A 25,418-nucleotide genomic window follows, 5' to 3' on the forward strand; every position below is an offset into this window, starting at 1 on the left:
GTTCAGGACAGCCGCGCCAGCAGCATCAGCAGCGCCAGGTTCAGCAACAGGGAAAGCAGCGCCACGCTGCGCCACACCTTGAGCGGTTCGCGTTCGAGCAACGGCCGCGGCCGAGGGTTCTGCGCCTGGCGTTCGCCCTGGTCCAGTTGCAGCAGCCATTGCTCTGCCGTCTCGAAACGCTGCCGTGGGTCCGCTGCCACGGCCTGCTCGAGGAGCGCATCCAGCCAGGGGGGCACGTCCGGGCGATAGCGGCTGGCCGGTGTCGGCTTGCCGAAGCGCGGGTGCTGGAACGGCTCGATCTCGCCGTAGGGATAGTGGCCGGTCAGCAGGTAGTAGAGCGTCACGCCGGTGGCGTAGAGATCGTGGCTCGTGCCTGGTGCGCCTCCGGCAAAGGCCTCGGGAGCAAGGAAGCTGGGCGTGCCCGGCAACTGGTGCGGCAGGTCGCGGGACAGGCCCGGGCAGAAGGCCAGGCCGAAATCCACTATCCGCAGCTCGCCGTCCTCGCCCAGGTGCAGGTTCTCCGGTTTGATGTCGCGGTGCAGGATATTGCGCCGGTGCAGCATGCCCACGGCGCGGATCAGCCGCGGCGCCAGCTGCAGCCAGTCGGCGAGCGGCATCGGGCCCTGGGCCTGGAACCGCTGCGCCAGTGTCGTTCCGGCGTATTCGCGCTGCACGTAATAGAGATGCTGGCGTTGCGGCAGCGGGTGGACTTCGGCGAAGCTGCGTCCGGCGACCCGGCGCAGGAACCATTCCTCCTGCAGCAGGGCGGGCGCGGCCTCGTGTTCGTCCTGGCGGCTCGTCGGTAGCGTCTTCAACAGCCAGGGCTGGGCTTGCGCGTCACGCACCCGATAGATCAGCGATTGCCTGGACTCGGCCAGCAGCGCCTCGACCTGCCAGCCTTCGAATTTCTGGCCGGGGCGCAGGCGTGGCGGCAGCGGCCAATGATCCAGCCGCGCCAGGGCGTCCGCCAGCACGGCCTCGGGTAACCTGTCGACGCGCAGCAGCAGCGCGCTGGCATTGTCCTGGCTGCCGCTCTGGTGGGCGAGATTGACCAGGGCGCGGGCCGCCGCGGGCAGGTCCGGTTGGTCGTGCAATACGTGTGCGAGATCCCGCTCGGTGATGCTCGACCAGACGCCGTCGCTCAGCAGCACGAAGCAGTCGCCCTCGTGCAGGTCGCCGTCCAGGTAGTCCATCAGCAGGTGCTGGTCCAGCCCCAGCGCGCGCTTGAGCACGTGCTGCATGTTCGGCTGTTCCCAGACGTGGTCCTCGCTGAGACGTTCCAACTGGGTGCCGTTCCAGCGGTAGGCGCGGCAATCGCCGACATGGGCGAGGGTGAAGCGCCGGCCGCGCAGTACCAGGGCGGTCAGCGTCGTCAGCAGCGGTCCGCCGCCATTGGCCTGCAACCAGCGGTTGTGTGCCACCAGCACGCGATCCAGCGATTGCGCTACGGCCCAGGTCTCGGGGGTCGCGTAGTAATCGAAAGCCAGTGCCTGCAGGGTGGTGTGGGCGGCCAGCGCACCGTCGGCGCACTGGCTGACGCCGTCGGCGAGGGCGAACAGATAGCCCTTGCCGGTTGCCAGCGAAGGCGCCGGTGTGACGATGCGGATCGCATCCTGGTTCTCCGGACGTGGCCCGGCGGCGCTGGCTTCGCCGTAACTGAGTTGCAAGGGCATGCGGGCTTCCGGTGCGGTTGGTGTAGGCGCGAGCAAACTTGCGTGCGCCTACAGTAGATTCAAACCCGCGCAGCCGTCACGGCCGCCGAGCCCCAGGTGGTCCGCCAGCGTTGCTTGACGCCATGCAGGCCGAACCAGGCCAGCACGCCGAGGCTGGCGAACAGCCAGAGGCCGAGCTGGTAATCCCCGGTCGATTGCTTGATCGCGCCCAGGCCGGCGGTCAGCAGGAAGCCGCCGATGCCGCCGGCCATGCCGACCAGGCCGGTCATCACGCCGATTTCCTTGTTGAAGCGCTGTGGTACCAGCTGGAACACCGCGCCATTGCCGGCACCGAGGCTGAGCATGGCGACCACGAACAGTGCCAGGGCGGCGGTGGCGCTGGGCAGGTTGAAACCCACCACGGCGAGGCAGAGCGCGGCCACGGTATACATCACCAGCAGCGCGCGGATGCCGCCGATGCGATCGGCCAGCGCACCGCCCAGCGGGCGCAGCAGGCTACCGGCGAAGACGCAGGCGGCGGTGTAGTAGCCGGCCTTCACCGGGTCGAAGGCGTATTGGTCATGGAAGTAGCCGGGCAGGGTGCTGGCCAGGCCGAGGAAGCCGCCGAAGGTCACGCTGTAGAAGAACATGAACCACCAGCTGTCGCGATCGCCGAGGGCCTTGAGGTAGTCGGCCAGCGCCTTCGGCGCGGGACGGTTCGGCGCGTTCTTCGCCACGCTGGCGAAGAGGATCAGGGTCAGGCTCAGCGGAATCAGTGCCAGGCCGAAGACATTGTTCCAACCGAACAGGGTGGCCAGCACCGGGGCGAACAGCGCCGCCAGCACCGTGCCGGAGTTGCCGGCGCCGGCTATGCCCATCGCCTTGCCCTGGTGCTGGGGCGGATACCACTGCGAGGCCAGTGGCAGGGCGACGGCGAAGGAAGCGCCGGCCATGCCGAGGAACAGTCCCAGCAGCAAGGCCTGTTCGTAGCTGTGGATACCGTGCAGCCAGGCGACGGCCAGGGCTGCGATCACCACGCCCTGGCCGATCAGGCCGGCGGTCTTGGGCGAGGTGCGGTCGGCGAGGATCCCCAGCACCAGGCGCAGCACCGCGCCGGCGAGGATCGGCGTGGCGACCATGAAGGCGCGTTGCTGGGTGGTCAGCCCGAGGTCGGCGGCAATCTGCACGCCCAGCGGGCCGAGCACATACCAGACCATGAAGCTCAGGTCGAAATAGAGAAAGGATGCAAACAGGGTCGGCGTGTGGCCGGCTTTCCAGAAACTCGTGTTCATCGGATCGGCTCCAGGGCGTTCGTTGCGCGGCAATGCCCGCGAATGCAGCTCAGGCCCGCCCCGGCAGCGGGGCGGAAAAACAAAAAGGCGTCGCAGCACGCCTGCCGGGGCAGGGTGTTTGCGACGCCTTTGTCGTGTATCGGAGACCGCCGTTGGCCTGCCGTGGAAACGATCAAGCATCTAGCGTGCCAGCCTTGCGAATACCGCGAAGCATGGGGGTATGGCGAGCAGTGGGCGGGGCGATGATGCGAGCCGCTGCACGAATAACGCGCATCCCTGGGCCAAATCGGGGCAGGCAAGCGCGACCGCTGCGGTTGCTGATAGGCTTGGCATGCCAAACGAGGAACGAGCGATGCCCTTTATTGCGACCCTGACCCTCAACCCGGCGATGGATCTTTCGGTCGGTACGGCCCGGGTGGTGAGTACCGACAAGCTGCGTTGCTCGCTGCCGCGCCATGATCCGGGGGGCGGCGGCATCAATGTCGCGCGGGTGGTCAAGACGCTGGGCGGCAAGGCGCTGGCTATCTACCCCTCGGGTGGCCCCTTTGGCGAGTTGCTGCAGCGTTCGCTGGACGAACTCGGCCTGGTGCACAGGCCGGTGCCGATCAGGGGCGACACGCGGGAAAGTTTTACCGTGGACGAGGTGGAGACGGGGCTGCAATACCGTTTCGTGCTGCCCGGGCCATCGCTCGCGGCGGAGGAATTGCAGCGCTGCCTGGATACCGTGGCGGCACTGCATCCCGCGCCGCAGTATCTGGTACTCAGCGGCAGCTTTCCGCCCGGGGTGGCCGTCGACTTCTTCGATGAGCTGCTGCTGCTGGCGCGGCGCATCGGCGCCCGGCTGGTGGTGGACCTGTCCGGTGAGCCCCTGGCGCATGCGGCCAGCCAGGGAGGGGCCTACCTGATGAAGCCGAGTCTCAACGAACTGTCCAGCCTGATGGGCTATCCGGTGGTAGGCGAGGCCCAGCAGGAGGAGGCGCTGCGCAGCCTGATACAGCGGGGCTGTGCCGAGATCGTGGTGCTGTCGCTGGGCGCGGAGGGCGCGTTAGTCGCCTGCGACGGGTATCTGCAGCGGATAGCTTCGCCACAGGTTCCGGTGACCAGCGCGGTAGGCGCGGGCGACAGCATGCTCGGGGCCATCGTCCTGGCGCTGGCCGAAGGCCGTGAACTCGGCGATGCCGTGCGTTGCGGCGTTGCCGCCGGCGCCGCAACGGTGATGCGCCCGGGGACCGAGCTTTGCCACCGCGAGGATGTGCAGCGGCTGCTTGCCGGACTCGGCTGCTCGGACCGCTAGTAGGGCTTGCGCCATGTGCTGCAGCCGCAGGTCGGGTTGGGCCGCGCAGCGGCAAAGCCCGAGATCACACGGAGCCAAGGCCGGTTCCCGCGCGCCGGGGAAAATCCATCTTTACGAATGTGTCGCCTGGGGCCTCGCTCGTTGGGCTTCGCAGGCTCAACCCAACCTACAAATTTGTGGGGGCTTCAGGTTTCAGGACGCCCTGCAGCCCGGCACCTTCACTGCCCGAGCAATTCGTTCATTGCGATGATCTGTTCGGCGACCTGGATCAGCTTCTGCTGGCGGCTCATCGCCTGCCGGCGCATGAGGGTATAGGCTTCTTCCTCCTTGCAGTCGCGCATCTTCATCAGCATGCCCTTGGCCAGTTCGATGCGCTTGCGCTCGGCCAGTTGCTGCTCGCGTGCCTGCAATTGCGCGCGGATGGCCTGGTCGCTCTCGAAGCGGGCCATGGCCACCTCGAGGATCGGCTTCAGGCGCTGGGCCTGGATGCCCTCGACGATATAGGCGCTGACGCCGGCGCGGATCGCCTGGCGCATGGCGGCCGGGTCGCTGTCGTCGGTGAACATGACGATGGGCCGCGGCTGGTCGCGCGTGACCAGCACCACCTGCTCCATGACGTCGCGGCCGGGCGAGTCGGTGTCGATCAGCACCACGTCCGGGCGAACCGCTTCCACCCGTTCGGGCAGATCGATGGTCAGGCCGGACTCTTCGATGACCTCGAAGCCGGCCTCGATCAGGGCGTTCTTCAGCCGGCCGACCTTACGCGGGGTGTCGTCGATGAGGAGAATGCGCAACATGCCGATCTCCTTCAGGGTGCCGGCGCCACGGCGCTGTCGGCCATGGCGTGCAGGGCGAAGCTGCGGGCGTAGCCAGCGGGGTCGCTGCCGTCCCAGTGGCTGCCATCCATCAGGGTGGAGGTACGCATCGGGCTTTCGGGAACGGCGATGCCCAGGGCGCTGGCGGCCTGCCGGTAGAGGGTGGTCTGTTGCACGGTGCGGGCGACGGCGAGGTAGTCGGGATCCTCGCGCAGCAGGCCCCAGCGCCGCAGCTGGGTCATGAACCAGAGGCCATCGGAGTGATAGGGCATGTTCACCGTGCCTTCGGCGAAGAAGCGCAGGGGGTGGGCGTCCTGCCAGGTATTGCCGAGGCCGTCCTGGTACAGGCCGAGAAAGCGCGGTTCGATGGAGGCCAGCGGAGCGTCGACATATTCGTGCCCGGCGATCAACTGGGCCGTGCTGCGGCGGTTTTCCTGGTTCTGGTCGATGAAGCGGCTGGCTTCGAGCACCGCCATCACCAATGCGCGCGCGGTGTTGGGGTACTGCTCGATGAACGCGCGGGTGCAGCCGAGGACCTTTTCCGGGTGATCCGGCCAGATCGATTGGCTGGTCGCCAGGGTAAAGCCGGCATTCTCGACGATCGCCTGGGCGCCCCAGGGTTCGCCGGCACAGAAACCGTCGATGCGTCCCGCGCGCAGGTGGGCGACCATCTGCGATGGCGGCACCACCAGGGTCCGGACATCTTCCAGCGGATGAATGCCGTAGGCGGCCAGCCAGTAATACAGCCAGAGGGCGTGGGTGCCGGTGGGAAACGTCTGGGCGAGGGTGATACGTGCACCGCTTTGGCGCACGCAGGCGCGCAATGCCTCGGGAGTGGTCACGCCGGCGGCCTTCAATGGTGCAGAGAGGCTGATGCTCTGGCCGTTCTGCGCCAGCCCCATGAGGACGGCCATGTCCACCGCCGGGCTGCCGCCGATGCCCAGGTGCACCGCATAGATCAGCCCGTACAACCCATGGGCCGCGTCCAGTTCGCCGCCAATCAGCTTGTCGCGCAGGCCCGACCAGGAATTCTGCCGGTGCAGGTTGAGGGTCAGGCCGAACGGCTGGGCGAAGCCCTGGGTGGCGGCGACGATCAGCGATGCGGCGTCGGTCAGGGGCAGGAAGCCGAGATTGACCGTGCTCTTTTCCGGTGCGTCGCTGCCGGCGACCCAGGCCAGGGCATCGTGGCGGGGCGCTGTGGGGGAATCGGTCATGCTGGCTGCCTTGTGAAATGCGCGAATACGCCGCGGGTTGATGGCGGCGCAGGGGTTGCCGTGAACGTAGCAAGCGATATGCCAGGGCTGGATCCAGCTAGTGGGCATTCCGTAGGCGCCAGCTTGCTGGCGAGCTTTGCTTCCTGCATCGCCGGATCGCCGGATCGCCGGCAAGCTGGTTCCTGCGGGACGGTGAAAGGCTACGCTGATATGCCGTGTCAGCGCGGATACAGCGGTGGCAGGGCGCCTTGCTCCTGTTCGCCGCCCGGGTTGGCTGCCGCTGGCAGCGCCTGGACCGCCTGCCACAGCGCTTCGCCTTGCCAGCGTTGGCCGGTTTCGCTGTACAGCGCGCCGTTGAGGCCGTCCAGTGCGTCGGACAGCGGCACGAAGCGCGCGGCCATGTCGGCGAGGGTTTCCGGTTGCTGGCGTGCCCAGGCGTCCAATGCCTGGCGCGTGGCCTGGGGATCGTTGGCTTGGCAGGCGCGGCGCAGGTCGTCGAGCAGGCTGCGCGGCGTCGGTCCGGTCTGGAGGGCACGTTGCACGGCCGGCTGCCGCCGTGCATGCAGCCACAGTGCGAAGCCGGCCAGGGTGCTGGCCGCGAGCAGTGCCGTGCTCAGCTGCCATGGCCAGAGCAGTGGCGGCTCGGCGCTGGATTGGACCATGATCGGGTGCTCGGCTGGCGGCTGCAGCAGGTCCGGATTGTCGGCGACCTGCAGCCTGCGTTCGGCCAAGGCGGTGCGCTCCAGCCGGTCCTCGACGGTGTTCCACCAGACCACTTCCAGCGCCGGTAGCTGCAGGCTGCCGCTACGGGTGGGAATCAGCGCTTCGCGTTGTTCCCGGCTGCCGACGATGCCTGACGGGGCCACTTCGTTGGCGAGGCTGGGCTGGTCCGGATAGCGCCGCAGTTCGGCGCTTTGCGGCGAGCCGATGGCTGGCAACTGGGTGCTGGTCAGGCCCTCGGCCTTGAGCAGCAGGCTGCGAGTCAGCGATTGGCCGGCCTGGGCCCGGTCCGGTTCGGGGCTCCAGGCTTCCACCAGCGTGAGGCTGCGTGCAGGCAGCCAGGGGGCATCGGCGGGATAGTCCGCGGGCTTGCCCTTGACGTGCAGCGGGATGCTCGGAGATCTGACCTGGGTCGAGCGGCCCGGGCGCGGGCCGAACAGCGAGTCGTTGCCGGCCGCCACGGTGGTGGCGCTGAAGAGTTGGGCGGGGATGACCAGCTCGCCGCTTTTCTGCGGGAACAGCGCATAGCGCACCTCGATGACGCCATGGCGGATGCCATTGATGGTCTTTTCGTAGGTGCGTGGCTCGCCGAGGCGCTCCACCAGTGCGTCGGGCATCTGCAGGGGCGACAGGCTGCTGTCGTCGTACAGCGAGACCGAGTGATAGATGCGCAGGGTGAGGGTGACCTGGGCCTGCACGTAGACGCTGTCCTGGTCGAGGCTGGCATCGATGAAGATCGGCGCCAACTGGTCGTTCGCATCCGTGGCCCGCGATTCCTGTACCAGCAGGGTGATCGGCTCGCTGCGCCAGTCGCCGAGTTGCAGCGGCGGGATGATGACGTAGCCGGTCTGTCGCGGGCGCAGCGTGATCAGCCAGCGGGTGATCGCCCGGGTCTCGCCGTTGCTGCTGGACAACTGGTTGACCTGGCGTGTGTCGAAGATTTCGAACAGCTGTTCCAAGGGCTGCAGGTCGGGCCGGCCGAACACCGTATTGCCCTGGGATTCGAGGCTCAGCTCGAAGGTTTCATCGATATTCAGCTGGGTGCGGTCCACTCGGGCAAGCAGCCCTGATGCGCCGGCCTGGGCGGCGAGCACGCTGAGCAGAAGAAGAATCATCAGGCGCATCATCGGTTCACTTCCTGGCGCTTGCGTTGTTCGTAGAGGAACTTGCGCCGCAGCAGCTCGCCGGGGTCGTCCGGGATCTGCCGCAACCATTGTTCCGTGGCCTGCTGGCGCTCCATGTCGGGCAGCGCCTCGTCCTGCCCCCGGGGTCGTGCGGCAGCCGGCTGCGGCTCGTCCGGTTGCTCGCCGGCAGGGCTTGGTGATGAGGCATCGTCGCGGCTCTCGCGGGGCGGTTCGTCGTTGGCATTTTCCGGTGGCGGCGGCTTGGTCTCGGTGCTTCCTTGCGGTTGCTGCGCACTGGCTTGCGATTCGGCGGCTCGAGAATCTTCCTGCGGCTGTTGCTGGCGTTGCCGCAGCAGCTCTTCGACCAGTGCCTTGTTGCGCTGCGCCACCTGCAGGTCGGGTTGCAGTTCCAGCGCTTGATCGTAGGCCTCGATGGCCGCCTCGAAGGCTTCGCTACGGGCCAGGGCATTGCCGCGGTTGTAATGGTCGGCGGCGCTGCGGCCTTCGGCGAACAGCTTGGCCGCGGCGGGATAGTCGCCGGCCCGGTAGCGGGCGATCGCCTGCCAGCGGCGATCGGTGAAGCGTTCGGCGGCTCGCTCCGGTTGCTGTGCCTCGAGCAGGCGCCGGCCCTGCTGGTCGGGGCGCAACCAGAAATCCTCGATCTCTAAGGCGCTGGCCGGCTGCGGCTGCAGCAGCAACAGCGGCAGGCAGAACAGCCAGCCGCGGCGGCCGGCACAGGCGGCCAGCAGGAGCAGGGGCAGCAGCAGCCAGTGGCCCTGATCCAGCCAGGCCTCGAGGCGGGTGACATCGTCGTGCTGCAGCAGCGCACCGGTTGCATCGAGCAGGCCGAGGGCCATCAGGTCGGCGTCGCCCAGGCGCGCCTGCTGGTAGCGCCCGCCCAGCTCGCTGGCGAAGCGGCGCAGGCCGGCATGGTCGAGGCGGGGAATCAGGATCGCGCCCTGTTCGTCCTTGAGGAAACTGCCGTTCTCTCCGGCGATCGGCGCCCCCTGTTCGGTGCCGACGCCGAGGATCAGCAGACGCTGGCCCTGGCCGCGCATGAGCGTGGCGATGCCGCTGCGTTCCTGTTCGTCCAGGCTGCTGCCGATCAGCAACAGTCGGCCCTGGCCCTGGCCGGCCTGCTCCAGTAGTGCAAGGCCCTGGGCGGCCGCCAGGTCGGCGCGCTGCCCGGGCTCGGGCATCAGCGCCGGGCGAAGGGCCGCGAGCAGGTTGCGCGTGGTAGCCAGGTCGTCCGACAGCGGCACCAGCGTGTGCGCGCTGCCGGCATAGACCACCACGGCGGTCTGCACGTCCCGCCGGCTTTCCAGCAGGTCGAGCAGCTTGCGCTTGGCCTGGTCCAGCCGCGTCGGGGGGGCATCGCCGGCGAGCATGGCGGGGGTCAGTTCCAGCAGCACGACCAGCGGGTCGGAGCGTTTCAGGCTGGGCTGCTCGAGCCGCTGCCAACTGGGCCCGAGCAGCGCCAGTACGGCCAGCAGCCAGGCCAGACCCAGGGCGATCCACGGCAGGCGGCTGTTGCGCAGCCGGCCGCGGGTCAGCAGGGCGGCATGGAAGGGCTCGGGCAGTAGGCGTTGCCAGCGGCCAACCTGTCGCTGCCGATGCCAGAGGCGCCACAGCAGCCAGAGCAGCAGCGGAACGACCAGCAGCCAGGAAGGCCGCAGCAGATGCGGCAGCCAGTCGCTCATCGACGCTGCTCCCGAAGCCAGGCGAGGTGCTGCAACGGCGCGCTCCACAGGTTGGCGGCCACCAGCAGCAGGCTGATCAGCAGTGCCGCCGCGAGCGGCCAGACGTATAGCGCTTCGGCGAGGCGTGCCTGGGTCGGTTGCTGGGCGGCCGGCTCGAGGCGATCGAGGGTTTCGCCGATCGCTTCGAGTTCGGCGCTGGTGCGCGCCCGGAAGTATTCGCCGCCGGTGCGCTCGGCGATGGCGCGCAGCGTCGGTTCGTCCAGCTCCAGCCCGGGGTTGAAGCCGAAACGGCTGAGTACGCCGCCTTCCTCGGCATCGGCGCCGATGCCGATGGTGTGGATGCGCACGCCTTCCTCGGCGGCCAGGGTCGCCGCCAGCAGGGGCTCGATTTCGCCACCGTTGTTGGCGCCATCGGTGACCAGGACCAGTACTCGGCTGTCGGCCGGCCGCTCGCGCAGGCGCTTGACCGCCAGGCCGATGGCGTCGCCGATGGCGGTATTGCTGCCGGCGATGCCCACCAGCGCTTCGTCGAGCCAGATGCGTACGGTGCGCCGGTCGAAGGTCAGCGGTGCCTGCAGGTAGGCCTTGCTGCCGAACAGGATCAGGCCGACGCGATCGCCGTGGCGTTGCTCGATGAAGTCGCCGAGCAGGCGCTTGACCAGTTCCAGGCGGGTGATTTCCTCGTCGTCCCAGTGCATGTCGGGGTAATCCATCGAGCCGGAGACATCCACCGCCACCAGCAGGTCGCGGCCGCTGACGGGCAGCGGCAGGGGTTCGCCGAGCCATTGCGGGCGGGCCGCGGCGAACAGCAACAGCAACCAGACGGTCAGGTAGGGCAACTGCTGGCGCCAGGCGGGCAGGGCAACGCGGGCGCGCCGGCCGGAAAGGCTTTGCAGCTCGTCGAGGAAGCTCACCTTCAGGGCCGCCTCGCCGCTGTCGGCGGCCGGCAGCAGCCCGCGCAGCAGCCAGGGCAGCGGCAGCAGCAGGAAGACCCAGGGCCAGGCCAGCTCAAACATGCTTGCGGATCCAGGTATCGACGGCCTGCTCGAGGCCGTCGATGGCCTTGTCGTCCAGCCGGCATTCGGCGCGGTAGGCGCCTTCGACGAGCACCATCCAGCGGGTCAGGCCGGCCGCCGGACAGCGGTTGTCGAGGAATGCCAGCCAGGCGCGCCCGCTCAGCGTATGCGGATGATCGTCGGGGTAGCGGATGCGACACAGCCGCTTGAGCAGGGCGTTGAGCTGTTGCAGCCAGTGGCTGGCCGGCTGGCCGCCGTAGGGCTTGCTCAGGCGCGCCAGCTCATCGAGGGCCTCCTGGCGCTGCGGGTCCAAGGGCGGTTCGTTCGCCGTGCGGGGCTTGTGTCGCGGCAGATGACGGAGCAGTTGCCAGAGCGCCCCGAGGGCGAGCGCCAGCAGCAGCCCCAGCAACCACCAGCCAGGTGCCGGCGGCCACCAGGAGATCGGTGCCGGCTCGATCAGCGGCGCCAGTTGGTCGAGCGAGTTCATGGCCGGGCGCTCGGGTGCTGCACGCTCAGATACTCGCGTAACTGTTCGACCAGATCGTAGTGGGTGTCGAGCGGCATCAGGGGCACCCGCAGGCGGTCGGCCAGTCGCTGCCAGCGGGCGCTGCGGGCTTCGCCTTGCTGGCGGTAGCGCTGGTGCAGGGCGGCATCCTGGGTATCCAGCTCCAGATGGGCGTCGTCCTGGCTGAAACGCAGCAGGCCGGCGGCGGGCAAGGCGTGGTCGAGTGGGTCGAACAGCGGCAGCAGTAACAGGTCGACATGACGCGCCAGCAGGCTCAGCTGTTGCTCGGCGGCATCGCTCAGGGCCCGCTCGTCGCAGAGAATCACCGAGAGGCTGCCGGGGCGCAGCACCTCGCGTGCCCGGCGCAATGCGAGGCTGAAGGCCTCCGGGTCGATGGGACTTTGCGGGTTCAGCTGGCGGTTGGCCCTGGCCAGCCGGTCCAGCAGCTGCAACAGGCTCTGCTTGCTGCGCCGCGGTTTGATTTCCTGCTGTTCGGCGCTACCGAAAACCAACCCGCCGACCCGGTCGTTGTGGCTCAGCGCCGCCCAACCGATCAGGCTCGCGGCGCGCGCCGCGAGCACCGACTTGAAGGCGCGGCCACTGCCGAAGAACAGGCGCCGGCTCTGTTCGGCGATGATGTAGATCGGCCGCTCGCGTTCCTCGTGGAAGAGCTTGGTATGCGGCTCCTGGGTACGCGCGGTGACCCGCCAGTCGATGGTGCGCACATCATCGCCGGCCTGGTAGATGCGCACCTGGTCGAAGTCCACGCCGCGGCCGCGCAGCTTGGAATGGTGCAGGCCCACCAGCGGGCTGCGCCGGTGCGGTGTCGAGAACAGCGGGACTTCGCGGACCCGGTGGCGAATGTCGATGAGCTCGGCCAGGGTCACGCGGACGCCGGCCTCGTTTTCCAGCGGCAGTCCAGCGTCGCGAGCCTGCGCCTGCATCAGGCCACCGCCACCACGTCGAGGACGCGCTGGATGACGCGGTCCTGGTCGATGCCGGCGGCCTCCGCCTCGAACGAAAGGATGATGCGATGGCGCAACACGTCGAAGAGCATCGCCTGGATGTCCTCGGGGCTGACGAAGTCGCGCCCGGCGAGCCAGGCGTGCGCCCGCGCGCAACGATCCAGGGCGATGGAGCCGCGCGGGCTGGCGCCGTAGGCGATCCATTCGGCCAGCTCGGCGTCGAACTTGGCCGGCGTGCGCGTGGCCATGACCAGCTGCACCAGGTATTCCTCCACCGCGTCGGCCATGTACAGGCCGAGGATGTCCTTGCGCGCGGCGAAGATCGCCTGCTGGCTGACGCGATGTTCCGGCGCCGCCTCGCCATTGATCGCCTCGCCACGGGCCTGCTGCAGGATGCGCCGTTCCACCGAGGCGTCCGGGAAACCGATCTTCACATGCAGCAGGAAACGGTCGAGCTGCGCCTCGGGCAACGGGTAGGTGCCTTCCTGCTCGATGGGGTTCTGCGTGGCCATCACCAGGAACAGCGGCGACAGGTCATAGGTGCTGCGCCCGATGCTGACCTGGCGTTCGGCCATGGCCTCCAGCAGCGCCGACTGCACCTTGGCCGGGGCGCGGTTGATCTCGTCGGCGAGCACCAGGTTGTGGAAGATCGGCCCCTGCTGGAAGACGAAGCTGCCGGTTTCCGGGCGGTAGATCTCGGTCCCGGTGATGTCCGCCGGTAGCAGGTCCGGCGTGAACTGGATGCGATGGAACTCGGCCTCCAGGCCTTCGGCCAGCTCCTTGATCGCGCGCGTCTTGGCCAGCCCGGGGGCGCCCTCGACGAGCATGTGGCCGTCGGCGAGCAGGGCGATCAGCAGGCGCTCGATCAAGCGTTCCTGACCCAGGATCTGGCTGGAAAGGAACTGTCGCAACGCGATTATCGATTCACGGTGGTCCATCGTCTCGCTTCTTCCTGATGGCGGCGACCCGGCCCGCCGTGTCGACGGACCCGCTTGCTGCAACGAACGGTCGCAGAGGGCCGGAGGGGAATGCGCCACTTTACTGTATTAGCCCTCGGCTAGACTAACCTTGAACCTTCGTCCTGTGGTGCCAGTCACTACCGGCAAACCTTTCTCAGCAAGCCAAGCGGAGCCATACATGGCGTTCTTCTCAGCGGCTAGCAAAGCCGACTTTCAGCAGCAATTGCAGACAGCACTGGCACAGTACATAGACCCTCAACTCCTGCCCCAGCTGGGCCTGTTCGCCGAGCAGTTCTTCGGCATCGTCGCCCTGAGCGAACTCACCGAGCGGCGCATGACCGACCTGGTCGGCTCGACCCTGGCCAGCTGGCGACTGCTCGAGCGCTTCGATCCGGCCATGCCCGAGGTGCAGGTCTTCAACCCCGATTACGAAAAGCACGGTTGGCAGTCGACCCATAGCGTGGTCGAGGTGCTGCATCCGGACATGCCGTTCCTGGTCGACTCGGTGCGCATCGAGCTGACCCGTCGTGGCTACAGCATCCATACGTTGCAGACCAGCGTGCTGCAGGTGCGCCGCGATGCCGACGGAACGCTGCTCGAACTGCTGCCCAAGGACAGTCGGGCGCCGGACAGCCATGCCGAATCGCTGATTTTCGTCGAGATCGACCGCTGCGCCAGTGCCGCTGCATTGCGCGAGCTGGAGCAGTCGCTGCAGGGCGTGCTGGCCGACGTGCGCCAGGTGGTCGCCGATTTCGCCGCGATGAAGGGCAAGGCCGAGGAGCTGCAGGCGCGGCTGGAGCGGGTGAACCTGCGCATCGACGGCGATGAGCTGGAGGAAATCAGGGACTTCATGCGCTGGCTGGCCGCCGACCATTTCACTTTCCTCGGCTACGAGGAGTTCTCCGTCGTCGAGCAGCCGGACGGCGGGCGCATCGTCTATGACGAAGGGTCGCTGCTGGGCCTGTCGCGCAGCATGCGCACCGGCCTGTCGCGGGAGGAGCAGTCGCTCACCAGCCAGTCCGTCGGCTACCTGCGCGAGCCCTTGCTGCTGTCGTTCGCCAAGGCGGCAATGCCCAGCCGCGTGCATCGCCCGGCCTATCCGGACTTCGTTTCGGTACGCGAGTTCGACGAGGAGGGCCGGGTGGTTCGCGAATGCCGCTTCCTCGGTCTGTTCACCTCGTCGGTATACACCCAGAGCGTGCGGCGCATTCCGTTCATCCGGCGCAAGGTCGAGGCCGTGGTGCAGCGCGCCAACTTCGGCAGTTCGGCGCACCTGGCCAAGGAGTTGGTGCAGGTGCTCGAGGTGCTGCCGCGCGACGAGCTGTTCCAGGCGCCGATCGACGAGCTGTTCGAGAACGCCATCGCCATCGTGCAGATTCAGGAGCGCAACCGGCTGCGCCTGTTCCTGCGCTTCGATCCCTACCGGCGTTTCTGCTATTGCCTGGTGTACGTACCGCGCGACAGCTATTCCACCGAGACCCGGCTGAAGATCCAGCAGGTATTGGTGGATCGGCTCGAAGCCAGCGGTTGCGAATTCTCCACCTATTTCTCCGAATCGGTGCTGACGCGGGTGCAGTTCATCCTGCGCCTGGATCCCAACAAGCCGATACAGGTCGACCCGGAGCGCCTCGAGCAGGAAGTCCTGCAGGCCTGCCGCAGTTGGCAGGACGACTATGCCTGCCTGATGGTCGAGCGCTTCGGCGAGGCGCAGGGGACCAACCTGCTCGGCGAATTTCCCAAGGGGTTCCCGGCTGGTTATCGCGAGCGCTTCTCGCCGCAGTCGGCCACGGTGGACATGCAGCACGTGCTCGCGTTGAACGAGGAGCGCCCGCTGGTGATGAGCTTCTACCAGCCGATCACCACCGCCGATGAAAACCGCCTGCACTGCAAGCTCTACCACATGGACACGCCGTTGCCGCTGTCCGACATCCTGCCGATCATGGAAAACCTCGGGCTGCGGGTGATCGGCGAGTTCCCCTTCCGGCTGCGCAACAAGAGCGGCCGCGAATACTGGATGCACGATTTCGCCTTCACCTATGCCGAAGGCCTGGAAATCGACCTGCTGGAAATCAACGAGCCGCTGCAGGATGCCTTCATCCACATCTACGGCGGGCTCGCCGAGAACGATGCCTTCAACCGGCTGGTGCTGACCGCCGGGCTGACCTGGCGCGAAGTGGCGCTGCTGCGGGCCTATGCCCGCTACCTCAAGCAGATCCGCATGGGCTTCGGCCTGGGCTACATCGCCAGTGCCTTGCTCAACCACACCGACATCGCCCGCGAACTGGTGCGGTTGTTCAAGATGCGTTTCTACCTGGCGCGCAAGCTCGGCGACGACGATCTCGCCGACAAGCAGCAGCGTCTCGAACAGGCGATCCTCGGGGCACTGGACGAAGTGGCAGTGCTCAACGAGGACCGCATCCTCAGGCGCTACCTGGACCTGATCAAGGCGACGCTGCGCACCAACTTCTACCAGCCGGATGCGAGCGGCCGGGCCAAGGATTACTTCAGCTTCAAGCTCGATCCGCGAGCAATCCCGGAAATGCCGCGGCCGGCGCCGCTGTACGAGATCTTCGTCTACTCGCCGCGCGTGGAAGGGGTGCACCTGCGCGGCGGCAAGGTGGCGCGCGGCGGCCTGCGCTGGTCCGACCGCGAGGAGGATTACCGCACCGAGGTGCTCGGCCTGGTCAAGGCCCAGCAGGTGAAGAATGCGGTGATCGTGCCCGGTGGCGCCAAGGGCGGCTTCATTCCGCGGCGATTGCCGGGCAACGGGAGCCGCGACGACATCCAGGCCGAAGCCATCGCCTGTTACCGGATATTCATCAGCGCGCTGCTGGACGTGACCGACAACCTCAAGGAAGGCCGTGTCGTGCCGCCAGCCAACGTGCTGTGCTACGACGATGACGATCCCTACCTGGTGGTCGCCGCGGACAAGGGCACCGCGAGCTTCTCGGACATCGCCAACGGCATCGCCGCCGAGTACGACTTCTGGCTCGGCGATGCCTTCGCCTCGGGCGGCTCGGCCGGCTACGACCACAAGAAGATGGGCATCACCGCGCGCGGCGCCTGGGTCTCGGTGCAGCGGCATTTCCGCGAACGCGGGATCGACGTGCAGACCGACAGCATCAGCGTGATCGGCATCGGCGACATGGCCGGCGACGTCTTCGGCAACGGCATGCTGATGTCCGAAACGCTGCAGTTGGTGGCGGCGTTCAACCATATGCATATCTTCATCGACCCGGACCCCGATCCGGCCCGCAGTTTCAGCGAGCGCAAGCGCCTGTTCGAATTGCCGCGCTCGGCCTGGACCGATTACGACCGCTCGCTGATCTCCGCCGGCGGCGGCATCTTCCCGCGTGCGGCCAAGCGCGTGGAGATCACCCCGCAGATGAAGCAGCGCTTCGCCATCGACGCGGACCAGCTGACGCCTGCCGAGCTGATCAATGCCCTGCTCAAGGCGCCGGTGGACCTGCTCTGGAACGGTGGCATCGGCACCTATGTGAAGAGCAGCAGCGAAAGCCATGCCGAGGTGGGTGACAAGGCCAACGATGCGGTGCGGGTCAACGGCAACGAGCTGCGTGCCAAGGTGGTGGGCGAGGGTGGCAACCTCGGCATGACCCAGCTGGGCCGGGTCGAATACGCCCTGCATGGCGGCGCCAGCAACACCGACTTCATCGATAACGCCGGCGGGGTCGATTGTTCCGACCATGAAGTGAACATCAAGATCCTGCTCAACGAGGTGGTCAGCAGCGGCGACATGACCGGCAAGCAGCGCAACCAGCTGCTGTTCGAGATGACCGATGCCGTGGCTGAGCTGGTGCTGCACAACAACTACAAGCAGACCCAGGCGCTGTCGCAGGCGCAGCATCGCGCGCGCGAGCGCGGCGGCGAATACATCCGCCTGATCGCGGCGCTGGAGGCCGCGGGCCAGCTGGACCGCAACCTGGAGTTCCTGCCGTCGGACGAGGCGCTGGCCGAGCGGGCGAATCTGGGCCAGGGGCTGAGCCGGCCCGAGCTGTCGGTGCTGATTTCCTACAGCAAGATCGAGCTGAAGAAGGCGCTGCTGGAATCACGCGTACCGGACGATGCCTATCTGGCCCGGGAAATGGACAGCGCATTTCCGCAGCTGCTGGTCGAGCGCTTCCATGATGCCATGCTGCAGCATCGCCTCAAGCGCGAGATCGTCAGTACGCAGATCGCCAACGACCTGGTCAACAACATGGGCATCACCTTCGTCCAGCGGCTCAAGGAAGCCACCGGGATGAGTGCGGCCAACGTCGCCGGTGCCTATGTCATCGTGCGCGACATCTTCCATCTGCCGCACTGGTTCCGCCAGGTCGAGGCGCTGGACCACAAGGTGCCCGCCGAACTGCAACTGACCCTGATGGACGAGCTGATGCGGCTGGGGCGCCGGGCGACCCGCTGGTTCCTGCGCAATCGGCGCAACGAGCTGGATGCGGCGCGCGATGTCGCCCATTTCGGCCCGCGGGTGGCTGCCCTCGGACTCAAGCTCGATGAGCTGCTGCAGGGCGCTACCCGCGAGCGCTGGCAGGGGCGCTATCAGCGTTATACCGAGGCTGGCGTGCCGGAACTGCTGGCGCGGATGGTGGCCGGAACCAGCCACCTCTACACGCTGCTGCCGATCCTCGAGGCGGCGGACGAGACCGGCCAGGCGCCAGCGCAGGTCGCCGCGGCCTATTTCGCCGTCGGCGGGGCGCTGGAGCTGCCCTGGTACTTGCACCAGCTGACCAGCATGCCGGTGGCCAACAACTGGCAGGCCCTGGCACGCGAGGGCTTTCGCGACGATCTGGATTCGCAGCAGCGCAGCATCACCGTATCGGTGCTGCAAATGGCGGGTGGGCCCGAGCAGATCGGCGAGCGTGTCGATGCCTGGCTGGCACAGCGGCCCTATCCGCTCGAGCGTTGGCGCGAGATGCTGGCCGAGCTACGCGGTGCCAGCGGCAGCGACTATGCGATCTATGCCGTGGCCAGCCGCGAGCTGCAGGACCTGGCGCAATCGGTGGGGCAGGGGTGAGGTTGTCGTCCATCATGCTGCGCGGTTGAAACCCGCGCAGCCGGTCTCGAGCAGCGCAGCGCGGTGGGATGAAGCGGAGCGCCGACCGGCCCATGATTGCTCAAGACGCATCGCCCCGAGGGCGGGCCTCCCACAAGAGCGCCCAAGCTGCACCTATTCTGTGGGCGGTGCGCCCTCGCGGCGATTGCAGGCCGCAAGGCTTGCTGGCTTTACACGGTAAGCCTTCAGCTCGGTGCAGGTTGTCCGCGCTTGAAACGGGTGATCTGCGGTAGGTCGCGCAGGTAGCGGAGCATGTCCGGCGCGCCGGCGAGCTTGAGGCCTTCGCCGATGGCGTTGGCGGTGGGGTCGCGCTTTTCCAGCAGCAACAGCTCCGAGTTGCTGGCGTTGCGCAGCAGCGTCAGTCGCGCATACGCCACCTTGGTGTCGAGCAGCAGCGCCATGAAGTCGCGGTCGTTCCAGGCCTGGGCGGGCATGGTGACGGCATGGTAGCCGGCATCGAGTGCCTGGAGGCCGGCGCGGTCGAGGCGGTAGTCGGTGACTTCGGCCGGCAGCATGACTTCAAGGCCACGCAGGCGGGCATAGGCGACGGCGCAGGCGAAGGCTTCGATGTGATGCTCGCCGGTCCAGTAGAGGCGTTCGCCGAGCCAGCTGGCCTGGCGCAGTTCGATCGGTGTGCCCTTGTCGAAGCCGGGCAGGGCGGTGCCAAGGGCACGCAGGAAGTCCTTGTAGCTGATGACGCGCAGCTGCCGGCAGGCCGGTGTGGCGGCGAAGGCTTCGATGCTCGGGTAGCCGACGCCGTCGCTGGCGCAACCGCCGATCCCGTCGATCTGGCGCAGATCGATTTCGCAATGGGGATCGCTTTCCTTCCTGATCAGGCGGGTCAAGGCCGCGTGGGCGCGGGCCTTGTCCTCCTGCACCGGCCCGGAAAGCGCGCCGCGGGGCAGTTCCAGGAGGCGTTGCAGGCAGGGGCCGTCGTTCCAGAAGATGCTCGGTTCGGGCTCGGGGAGCCGCGCAAAGGGCAGTTGCAGCCGGCTGGCGCGCTCCAGTATCTGGTGCGAGGCCTTGGTCCTCACGCCGAAACGTTGCGCCAATCTGGCGAGATGAGATGTCAGTGAAGGCATTGGCTCGGGCAGGCTCATCATGGGTGAGCTCTCAGAATGAAGGGCTGTCGAGGTTGCACCGCGGCCGCGGATGAACGTTCGGCAGAGCCTTGGGCCGGAGTGTGGCAGACCGGAAGCATTTGCGCACGGGCTTTGCTGCAAATGGGTGTCGCCGGGAGAGAAAAAGGGGCGCGCTGGGCTCGCGTCGCCGTGCCGCGTCGATGTGGCAATATCGCCGAATGGATCACCTGAGGAGCCTCCATGCCAAACCTGGTGCTGGACATCGCATTGCCCGCCGAACGAATGAAGGCGGTGTATCAGGGCCGCGCCAATCGAATCCTGATTCGAAGCCGTGACGGAACGCGTGTCAGTTTGCCTGCGCATCACCTGCGCCCGTTTCTGACCAGCGAAGGCGTCTATGGTTCCTTCGAGCTGGAATTCGCCGAGCAAGGGCAGCTGCTGAGCTTGCGCCGGCTGCAATGAATGCATGCTCCAGGGCATCGGCGAGCCGCTGAAAATCGCGCCGGCCTGCTATACTCCGCGCCCACACTTTCCGAGACGTTAGGCTGCGTATGTATAACCTGGCCCGCCAGTTGTTGTTCAAGTTATCCCCGGAAACTTCCCACGAGCTTTCCCTCGAACTGATTGGCGCAGGCGGCCGTCTCGGGCTCAACGCGATGCTGGGCAAACCCCCGGCGAGCCTGCCGGTACGGGTGATGGGGCTGGATTTTCCCAACCCCGTGGGGCTCGCTGCCGGGCTGGACAAGAATGGCGAAGCGATTCGCGGGCTATCGCAGCTGGGGTTCGGTTTCATCGAAGTGGGCACGGTCACGCCGCGCCCGCAACCGGGCAATCCCAAGCCGCGCCTGTTCCGGCTGCCCGAGGCCGAGGCGATCATCAATCGCATGGGCTTCAACAACCAGGGTGTCGATGCCTTGCTGGCGCGGGTGGAGGCGGCCCGCTTCGAGGGCGTGCTGGGCATCAATATCGGCAAGAATTTCGATACGCCGGTGGAACGTGCCGAGGACGATTACCTGCTGTGCCTGGAGAAGGTCTACCACCATGCCAGCTACGTCACCGTCAATGTCAGTTCGCCCAACACGCCCGGGCTGCGCAGCCTGCAGTTCGGCGATTCGCTCAAGCACCTGCTCGATGCGCTGCGGCTGCGCCGCGAAGACCTCGAGCTGATGCACGGCAAGCGCGTGCCGCTGGCGATCAAGATCGCTCCCGACATGACCGATGAAGAAACCGCGCTGGTGGGCGAGGCGGTATTCCAGGCGGGGATGGATGCGATCATCGCCACCAATACCACCCTCGGGCGCGAAGGCGTGGCCGGGCTGGCCCATGCCGACGAAGCGGGCGGCCTGTCCGGTGCGCCGGTGCGGGACAAGAGCACGCATACCGTGAAAGTGCTGGCCCAGACCCTGGGTGGACGGCTGCCGATCATCGCCGTGGGCGGCATCACCGAAGGCCGCCACGCAGCCGAGAAGATCGAGGCGGGCGCGAGCCTGGTTCAGTTGTATTCGGGGTTCATCTACAAGGGGCCGGCGCTGATTCGCGAGGCGGTGGATGCCATTGCGGCGTTGCGCTCGCAGGCAGGTTGAGTGGGGTCCGATTGCCGGAATGGGGCTCCTGTCGGAGCCCCAGGGCTGCTAGCCCGCCGCCCGGATGGGGCGTGCCGTTTGAAGTCAGATAGATCGGTGAATCAGCCGACCGCGTGAAGTTCGTTGAGTCGATGCAGACCGGCGGTACCGGTCAGTCCATCCCAGTTGTCGCCGCGACCCTCCCGCCAGCCATTGATCCAGGCTTGGCGAACGGTGGGATGTGAAAAAGGACAGAGGTCGCGAGATTTGCCATGTATGCCATGTTGATAACCGCGCAGAAATGCTCGTTCCATCGGATCACGCTTGAGTCTTCTCATTGGGTATTGCCCTCAGTGGTTGACTGGTGTTCCTGGTGGCCTCATGGCGAGACCGGGCAGCTAGGCTGCCAGTGAAACCCGCTGCCGGCGTGGCGGGTTTCGCCAGGCACCATTGCGGTGCCGGCCTGAGGTGAGTTCTAACCCAATGCCCGAGAGGCTGGAATGATCGTTTTGTCATAAGTAGGTAACGAAACTATGGTTCTACCCATAAGCCGCGTTTACTGCGGTATCTGAACCTCATCCCAGGGCCGTCTCATTCGTCGCCTGATATTTTTACCCGCGCCATCCTCGTTTTTTCCTGCTGGGCCTGTTCCGACGAAAGGGGCACAGCGGTTATTTCTGGAACTGCCATGACCGATCGCCATGAACTGATACTCACCTGTCCAAAGGGGCTGGAAAACCTGCTGCTCGAGGAAGCCACAGGCCTGGGGCTGGAGGAGGCCCGCGAGCAGACCTCCGCTATCCGAGGTTTCGGCGGGCTCGAAGTGGCCTACCGGCTATGCCTGTGGTCGCGTCTGGCCAACCGCGTGCTGCTGGTGCTCAGCCGTTTCCCCACGGTCGACGCCGATACCCTGTATCAGGGCGTGCATGCAGTCGATTGGGCCGAGCATCTGCAACCCGGTGGCAGCCTGGCGGTGGAGTTCAGTGGCCGTGGCTCGGGCATCGACAACACGCATTTCGGCGCGCTGAAGGTCAAGGATGCCATTGTCGATCGGTTGCGCACCGCATCCGGCGAGCGGCCGAGCGTCGACAAGCTGAATCCCGATCTGCGCGTGCACCTGCGCCTGGACAAGGGCCAGGCGGTGCTGTCGCTGGACCTTTCCGGACACAGCCTGCATCAGCGTGGCTACCGCCTGCAGCAGGGCGCGGCGCCGTTGAAGGAGAACCTGGCCGCCGCCATCCTGATCCGTGCCGGCTGGCCGCGCATCGCCGCCGCAGGTGGCGCGCTGACCGACCCCATGTGCGGTGTCGGCACCTTTCTGGTGGAAGGCGCGATGATGGCGGCGGACATCGCACCGAACCTCAAGCGCGAGCGCTGGGGCTTCAGCGCCTGGCTGGGCCATGTGCCGGCGCTATGGAACCGGCTGCACGCCGAAGCCCAGGCGCGGGCGCAGGCCGGCCTGGCCCGTCCACCGCTGTGGATACGTGGCTACGAAGCCGATCCGCGGCTGATCCAGCCTGGGCGCAACAATATCGAACGGGCCGGGCTGGCGAACTGGATCCGGATCTACCAGGGCGATGTGGCGACCTTCGAACCGCGCCCGGACCAGAACCAGAAGGGCCTGGTCGTCTGCAACCCGCCTTATGGCGAACGCCTGGGCGACGAGGCGAGCCTGCTCTATCTCTATCAGAACCTCGGCGAGCGCCTGCGCCAGGCCTGCCTGGGCTGGGAAGCGGCGGTGTTCACCGCGGCACCGGACCTCGGCAAGCGCATGGGGGTTCGCAGCCACAAGCAGTACGCGTTCTGGAACGGCGCCTTGCCCTGCAAGCTGCTGCTGATCAAGGTCGAGCTTGACCAGTTCGTCACCGGCCAGCGTGCGCCTGCCGGTGAGCGGGCGGAGCCGGCGCCGTTGGAGCAGGCGCGGCTCAGCGAGGGCGGGCAGATGTTCGCCAATCGCCTGCAGAAGAACCTGCGCCAGCTCGGCAAATGGGCGCGCCGCCAAGGCATCGAGTGCTACCGGCTCTACGATGCCGACATGCCGGAATATGCGCTGGCCGTCGATCTGTACCGCGACTGGGTGCACGTGCAGGAATATGCGCCGCCGCGCTCCATCGACCCGGAGAAGGCCCAGGCGCGCCTGCTCGATGCGCTGGCGGCGATCCCTCAGGCGCTGGGCATTCCCCGCGAGAGGGTGGTGGTCAAGCGCCGTGAGCGCCAGACGGGCACCCGCCAGTACGAGCGCCAGGCGACCCAGGGCGAATTCCTCGAAGTGAGCGAAGGCAGCGTCAAGCTGCTGGTCAACCTCACCGATTACCTGGATACCGGGCTGTTCCTCGACCACCGCCCGCTGCGCCTGCGCATCCAGCGCGAGGCCGCCGGCAAGCGCTTTCTCAACCTGTTCTGCTATACCGCCACTGCCACGGTGCATGCCGCCAAGGGCGGCGCGCGCAGCACCACCAGCGTCGACCTGTCGAAGACCTATCTCGACTGGGCGCGGCGCAACCTGTCGCTCAATGGCTTCTCGGACCGCCAGCGGCTGGAGCAGGGCGACGTGATGGCCTGGCTGGCGGACGACCGGGGCGAATACGACCTGATCTTCATCGACCCGCCGACGTTCTCCAACTCCAAGCGCATGGAGGGCGTGTTCGATGTGCAACGTGACCATGTTGCCTTGCTCGACCTGGCCATGGCACGGCTGGCACCGGGCGGGACGCTGTATTTCTCCAACAATTTCCGCAAGTTCGTGCTGGATGCAGGCTTGAGCGAGCGCTATGCCGTGGAGGAAATCACCGCCGCCACGCTGGACGAGGACTTCCGCCGCAACAACCGGATTCACCGCGCCTGGAAGCTGCAGGCGCGCTAAAGCATCGCCCCGAGGTCGGGCCTCCCACAAAGGCAGCGGGGCGCCCACCGAATCCTGTAGGAGGCGCGCCCTCGCGGCGATTGCAGGCCCGCAAGGCCTGCCATTGTTGCTCAGGCCCGTATCAGCGCTGCGCGGTACTCTCGTTACGCTGGCTGTAGAGGCTGACCAGCACCTGATCGAGGATCGACGCGGCGCCCCAGGGGCGGGGATGGTTGAGGATGGCCACGACCGCCCAGGTATTGCCGTCGCCGTCACGGCTGTAGCCGGCGATCGCCCGCACGGTGTTCAGCGTGCCGGTCTTGACGTGCGCCTTGCCGGCCACCGGCGTGTTGCGCAGGCGTTTGCGCATGGTGCCGTCCACCGCGGCCAGCGGCATCGACGAGATGAACTCGGCGGCGTAGGGGCTGCGCCAGGCGGCCTGCAACAGGCTGGCGAGCTCGCGCGCGCTGACCCGCTCGGCACGCGACAGGCCGGAGCCGTTCTCGATCACCAGGTGGGGCGAGATCAGGCCCTTCTTGGCCAGCCACTGGCGGATGACCCGCTGTGCGGCCTTGGCATCGTCGCCATCCGCTTCGTTGCGAAACTCCGCGCCCAGGCTCAGGAACAGCTGCTTGGCCATGGTGTTGTTGCTGTACTTGTTGATGTCGCGAATGATCTCGGTCAGGTCCGGCGAATAGGCCCTGGCCAGCAGGCGGGCATTGCCGGGCACCTGCGCGACGCGGTCGCGGCCGAGGATGCTGCCGCCCAGCTCTTCCCAGATGGCGCGGACGGCGCCGGCGGCATAACGCTCGTGGTCCAGCAGCGACAGATAGGTCTGGGCACTGCAGCCTTCGGCGAGCTTGCCGGTGACCACTACGGTGACACCATCGCCGTCCGGCACCGGGTTGTAGAGCACGTCCGGCCAGCCCGGGCACTTGGCGGCAGGCAGGGCCTGCACGCGATTGTCGACGCGCACGCTGGCGATCGGCGGCTCGACCGCGACGTTCACCCTGCCGCCGTCGTTGCGAACGATGAAGCGCAATGCCTTGAGGTTGACCAGCAGGGAGTCCGGGCCGACCAGGAAGGGCTTGTTCCGATCGCCCCCATCGTCGTCGAACACCGGCAGGCTGGGTTGGACGAAGTGGCTGCGGTCCAGCACCAGGTCGCCGGTGACCTTTTTCACTCCGTTGGCGCGCAGATCGCGCAGCAGCAGCCAGAGCTTTTCCATGTTCAGCTTCGGGTCGCCGCCGCCCTTGAGGTACAGGTTACCGTTGAGCGTGCCGTCCACCAGCGGACCGTCGGTATGAAACTCGGTCTTCCATTGATGGTTGGGCCCCAGCAGCTCCAGCGCCGCATAGGTGGTGACCAGCTTCATGGTCGATGCCGGGTTGACCGAGACGTCGGCGTTGACGAACGTCGGCGCGCCATTGCCGTTGAGGGGCAGCATGACCACCGAGAGCGCGTCCCGGTCGATCTTGTTGGCTTTCAGGGCCTTTTCGACCCGCGCCGGCAAGGCCTGGTTGACGCCTGCGGCATGCAGGGGAAGTGCCATCGGCAAGGACAGGGCGGCGACGGCGATGCCACGGAGGATTCTGTTCATTTATG

General features: G+C 67.0%; 18 protein-coding genes. 5 read left to right on the forward strand and 13 right to left on the reverse strand.

The features are described 5' to 3' along the window. Positions 1-2: 2 nt before the first annotated feature. Positions 3-1,673, reverse strand: coding sequence for a bifunctional protein-serine/threonine kinase/phosphatase (locus tag CXK94_RS06860; RefSeq protein ID WP_102893746.1), 1,671 nt, complete (start codon positions 1,671-1,673; stop codon positions 3-5). Positions 1,674-1,732: 59 nt separating this feature from the next. After that, positions 1,733-2,944, reverse strand: a complete 1,212-nt coding sequence (locus CXK94_RS06865; RefSeq protein WP_037036981.1) for a nitrate/nitrite transporter — start codon at positions 2,942-2,944, stop codon at positions 1,733-1,735. A 352-nt stretch (positions 2,945-3,296) separates the two neighbouring features. Between CXK94_RS06865 and CXK94_RS06870 the strand changes: the two genes are divergently transcribed. Then, positions 3,297-4,238: a 1-phosphofructokinase family hexose kinase gene (locus tag CXK94_RS06870; protein WP_102893747.1), complete on the forward strand. Its 942-nt coding sequence runs from the start codon at positions 3,297-3,299 to the stop codon at positions 4,236-4,238. 218 nt (positions 4,239-4,456) lie between these two features. On the opposite strand, the gene CXK94_RS06875 is transcribed toward CXK94_RS06870, so the two are convergent. The 8 genes from CXK94_RS06875 to CXK94_RS06910 form a co-directional block, all read right to left on the reverse strand. Further along, positions 4,457-5,035: an ANTAR domain-containing response regulator gene (locus CXK94_RS06875; protein ID WP_037036986.1), complete on the reverse strand. Its 579-nt coding sequence runs from the start codon at positions 5,033-5,035 to the stop codon at positions 4,457-4,459. Between the two features lie 11 nt (positions 5,036-5,046). Beyond that, the gene (locus tag CXK94_RS06880) at positions 5,047-6,267 is read right to left on the reverse strand and encodes a CmpA/NrtA family ABC transporter substrate-binding protein (protein WP_102893748.1); all 1,221 of its coding nucleotides are present in this window, start codon (positions 6,265-6,267) and stop codon (positions 5,047-5,049) included. A 218-nt stretch (positions 6,268-6,485) separates the two neighbouring features. Further along, positions 6,486-8,114: a BatD family protein gene (locus tag CXK94_RS06885; protein ID WP_102893749.1), complete on the reverse strand. Its 1,629-nt coding sequence runs from the start codon at positions 8,112-8,114 to the stop codon at positions 6,486-6,488. Then, positions 8,111-9,811 carry a VWA domain-containing protein gene (locus CXK94_RS06890; protein ID WP_102893750.1) on the reverse strand — a complete coding sequence of 567 codons (1,701 nt, stop codon included), beginning with the start codon at positions 9,809-9,811 and terminating at the stop codon, positions 8,111-8,113. Before CXK94_RS06890 ends, CXK94_RS06885 begins: the two co-directional genes overlap by 4 nt. Then, positions 9,808-10,827, reverse strand: coding sequence for a vWA domain-containing protein (locus tag CXK94_RS06895; protein WP_102893751.1), 1,020 nt, complete (start codon positions 10,825-10,827; stop codon positions 9,808-9,810). Before CXK94_RS06895 ends, CXK94_RS06890 begins: the two co-directional genes overlap by 4 nt. After that, positions 10,820-11,314: a DUF4381 domain-containing protein gene (locus CXK94_RS06900; protein ID WP_102893752.1), complete on the reverse strand. Its 495-nt coding sequence runs from the start codon at positions 11,312-11,314 to the stop codon at positions 10,820-10,822. The genes CXK94_RS06895 and CXK94_RS06900 overlap by 8 nt, the downstream gene beginning before the upstream one ends. After that, positions 11,311-12,276 carry a DUF58 domain-containing protein gene (locus CXK94_RS06905; protein WP_102893753.1) on the reverse strand — a complete coding sequence of 322 codons (966 nt, stop codon included), beginning with the start codon at positions 12,274-12,276 and terminating at the stop codon, positions 11,311-11,313. The genes CXK94_RS06900 and CXK94_RS06905 overlap by 4 nt, the downstream gene beginning before the upstream one ends. After that, positions 12,276-13,235, reverse strand: a complete 960-nt coding sequence (locus CXK94_RS06910; protein WP_102893754.1) for an AAA family ATPase — start codon at positions 13,233-13,235, stop codon at positions 12,276-12,278. The genes CXK94_RS06905 and CXK94_RS06910 overlap by 1 nt, the downstream gene beginning before the upstream one ends. Before the next feature lie 199 nt (positions 13,236-13,434). On the opposite strand from CXK94_RS06910, the gene CXK94_RS06915 reads away from it, so the two are divergent. Then, positions 13,435-18,288, forward strand: a complete 4,854-nt coding sequence (locus tag CXK94_RS06915) for an NAD-glutamate dehydrogenase (protein ID WP_102893755.1) — start codon at positions 13,435-13,437, stop codon at positions 18,286-18,288. Positions 18,289-18,512: 224 nt separating this feature from the next. Here CXK94_RS06915 and CXK94_RS06920 read toward each other — a convergent pair whose 3' ends face one another. Next, positions 18,513-19,430: a DUF6685 family protein gene (locus CXK94_RS06920; RefSeq protein WP_102893756.1), complete on the reverse strand. Its 918-nt coding sequence runs from the start codon at positions 19,428-19,430 to the stop codon at positions 18,513-18,515. A 219-nt stretch (positions 19,431-19,649) separates the two neighbouring features. On the opposite strand from CXK94_RS06920, the gene CXK94_RS06925 reads away from it, so the two are divergent. Both CXK94_RS06925 and CXK94_RS06930 read left to right on the forward strand, forming a co-directional pair. Continuing rightward, entirely contained in the window at positions 19,650-19,871 is a 222-nt protein-coding gene (locus tag CXK94_RS06925; protein ID WP_037037006.1) for a DUF2835 domain-containing protein, read from the forward strand. 89 nt (positions 19,872-19,960) lie between these two features. Next, positions 19,961-20,992, forward strand: a complete 1,032-nt coding sequence (locus tag CXK94_RS06930) for a quinone-dependent dihydroorotate dehydrogenase (RefSeq protein ID WP_102893757.1) — start codon at positions 19,961-19,963, stop codon at positions 20,990-20,992. A gap of 101 nt (positions 20,993-21,093) precedes the next feature. Here CXK94_RS06930 and rmf read toward each other — a convergent pair whose 3' ends face one another. Then, positions 21,094-21,309 carry a ribosome modulation factor gene (rmf, locus tag CXK94_RS06935; protein WP_003295213.1) on the reverse strand — a complete coding sequence of 72 codons (216 nt, stop codon included), beginning with the start codon at positions 21,307-21,309 and terminating at the stop codon, positions 21,094-21,096. A gap of 350 nt (positions 21,310-21,659) precedes the next feature. Here rmf and rlmKL point away from each other — a divergent pair, with 350 nt between their 5' ends. Then, complete coding sequence (gene rlmKL / locus CXK94_RS06940) at positions 21,660-23,834, forward strand: bifunctional 23S rRNA (guanine(2069)-N(7))-methyltransferase RlmK/23S rRNA (guanine(2445)-N(2))-methyltransferase RlmL (protein ID WP_102893758.1); 2,175 nt, start codon at positions 21,660-21,662, stop codon at positions 23,832-23,834. Positions 23,835-23,955: 121 nt separating this feature from the next. On the opposite strand, the gene dacB is transcribed toward rlmKL, so the two are convergent. Further along, positions 23,956-25,413: a D-alanyl-D-alanine carboxypeptidase/D-alanyl-D-alanine endopeptidase gene (gene dacB / locus CXK94_RS06945; protein WP_102893759.1), complete on the reverse strand. Its 1,458-nt coding sequence runs from the start codon at positions 25,411-25,413 to the stop codon at positions 23,956-23,958. Positions 25,414-25,418 lie beyond the last annotated feature (5 nt).

Source organism: Stutzerimonas stutzeri (assembly GCF_002890915.1).
GTDB classification, from domain to species: Bacteria; Pseudomonadota; Gammaproteobacteria; order Pseudomonadales; family Pseudomonadaceae; genus Stutzerimonas; species Stutzerimonas stutzeri_AF.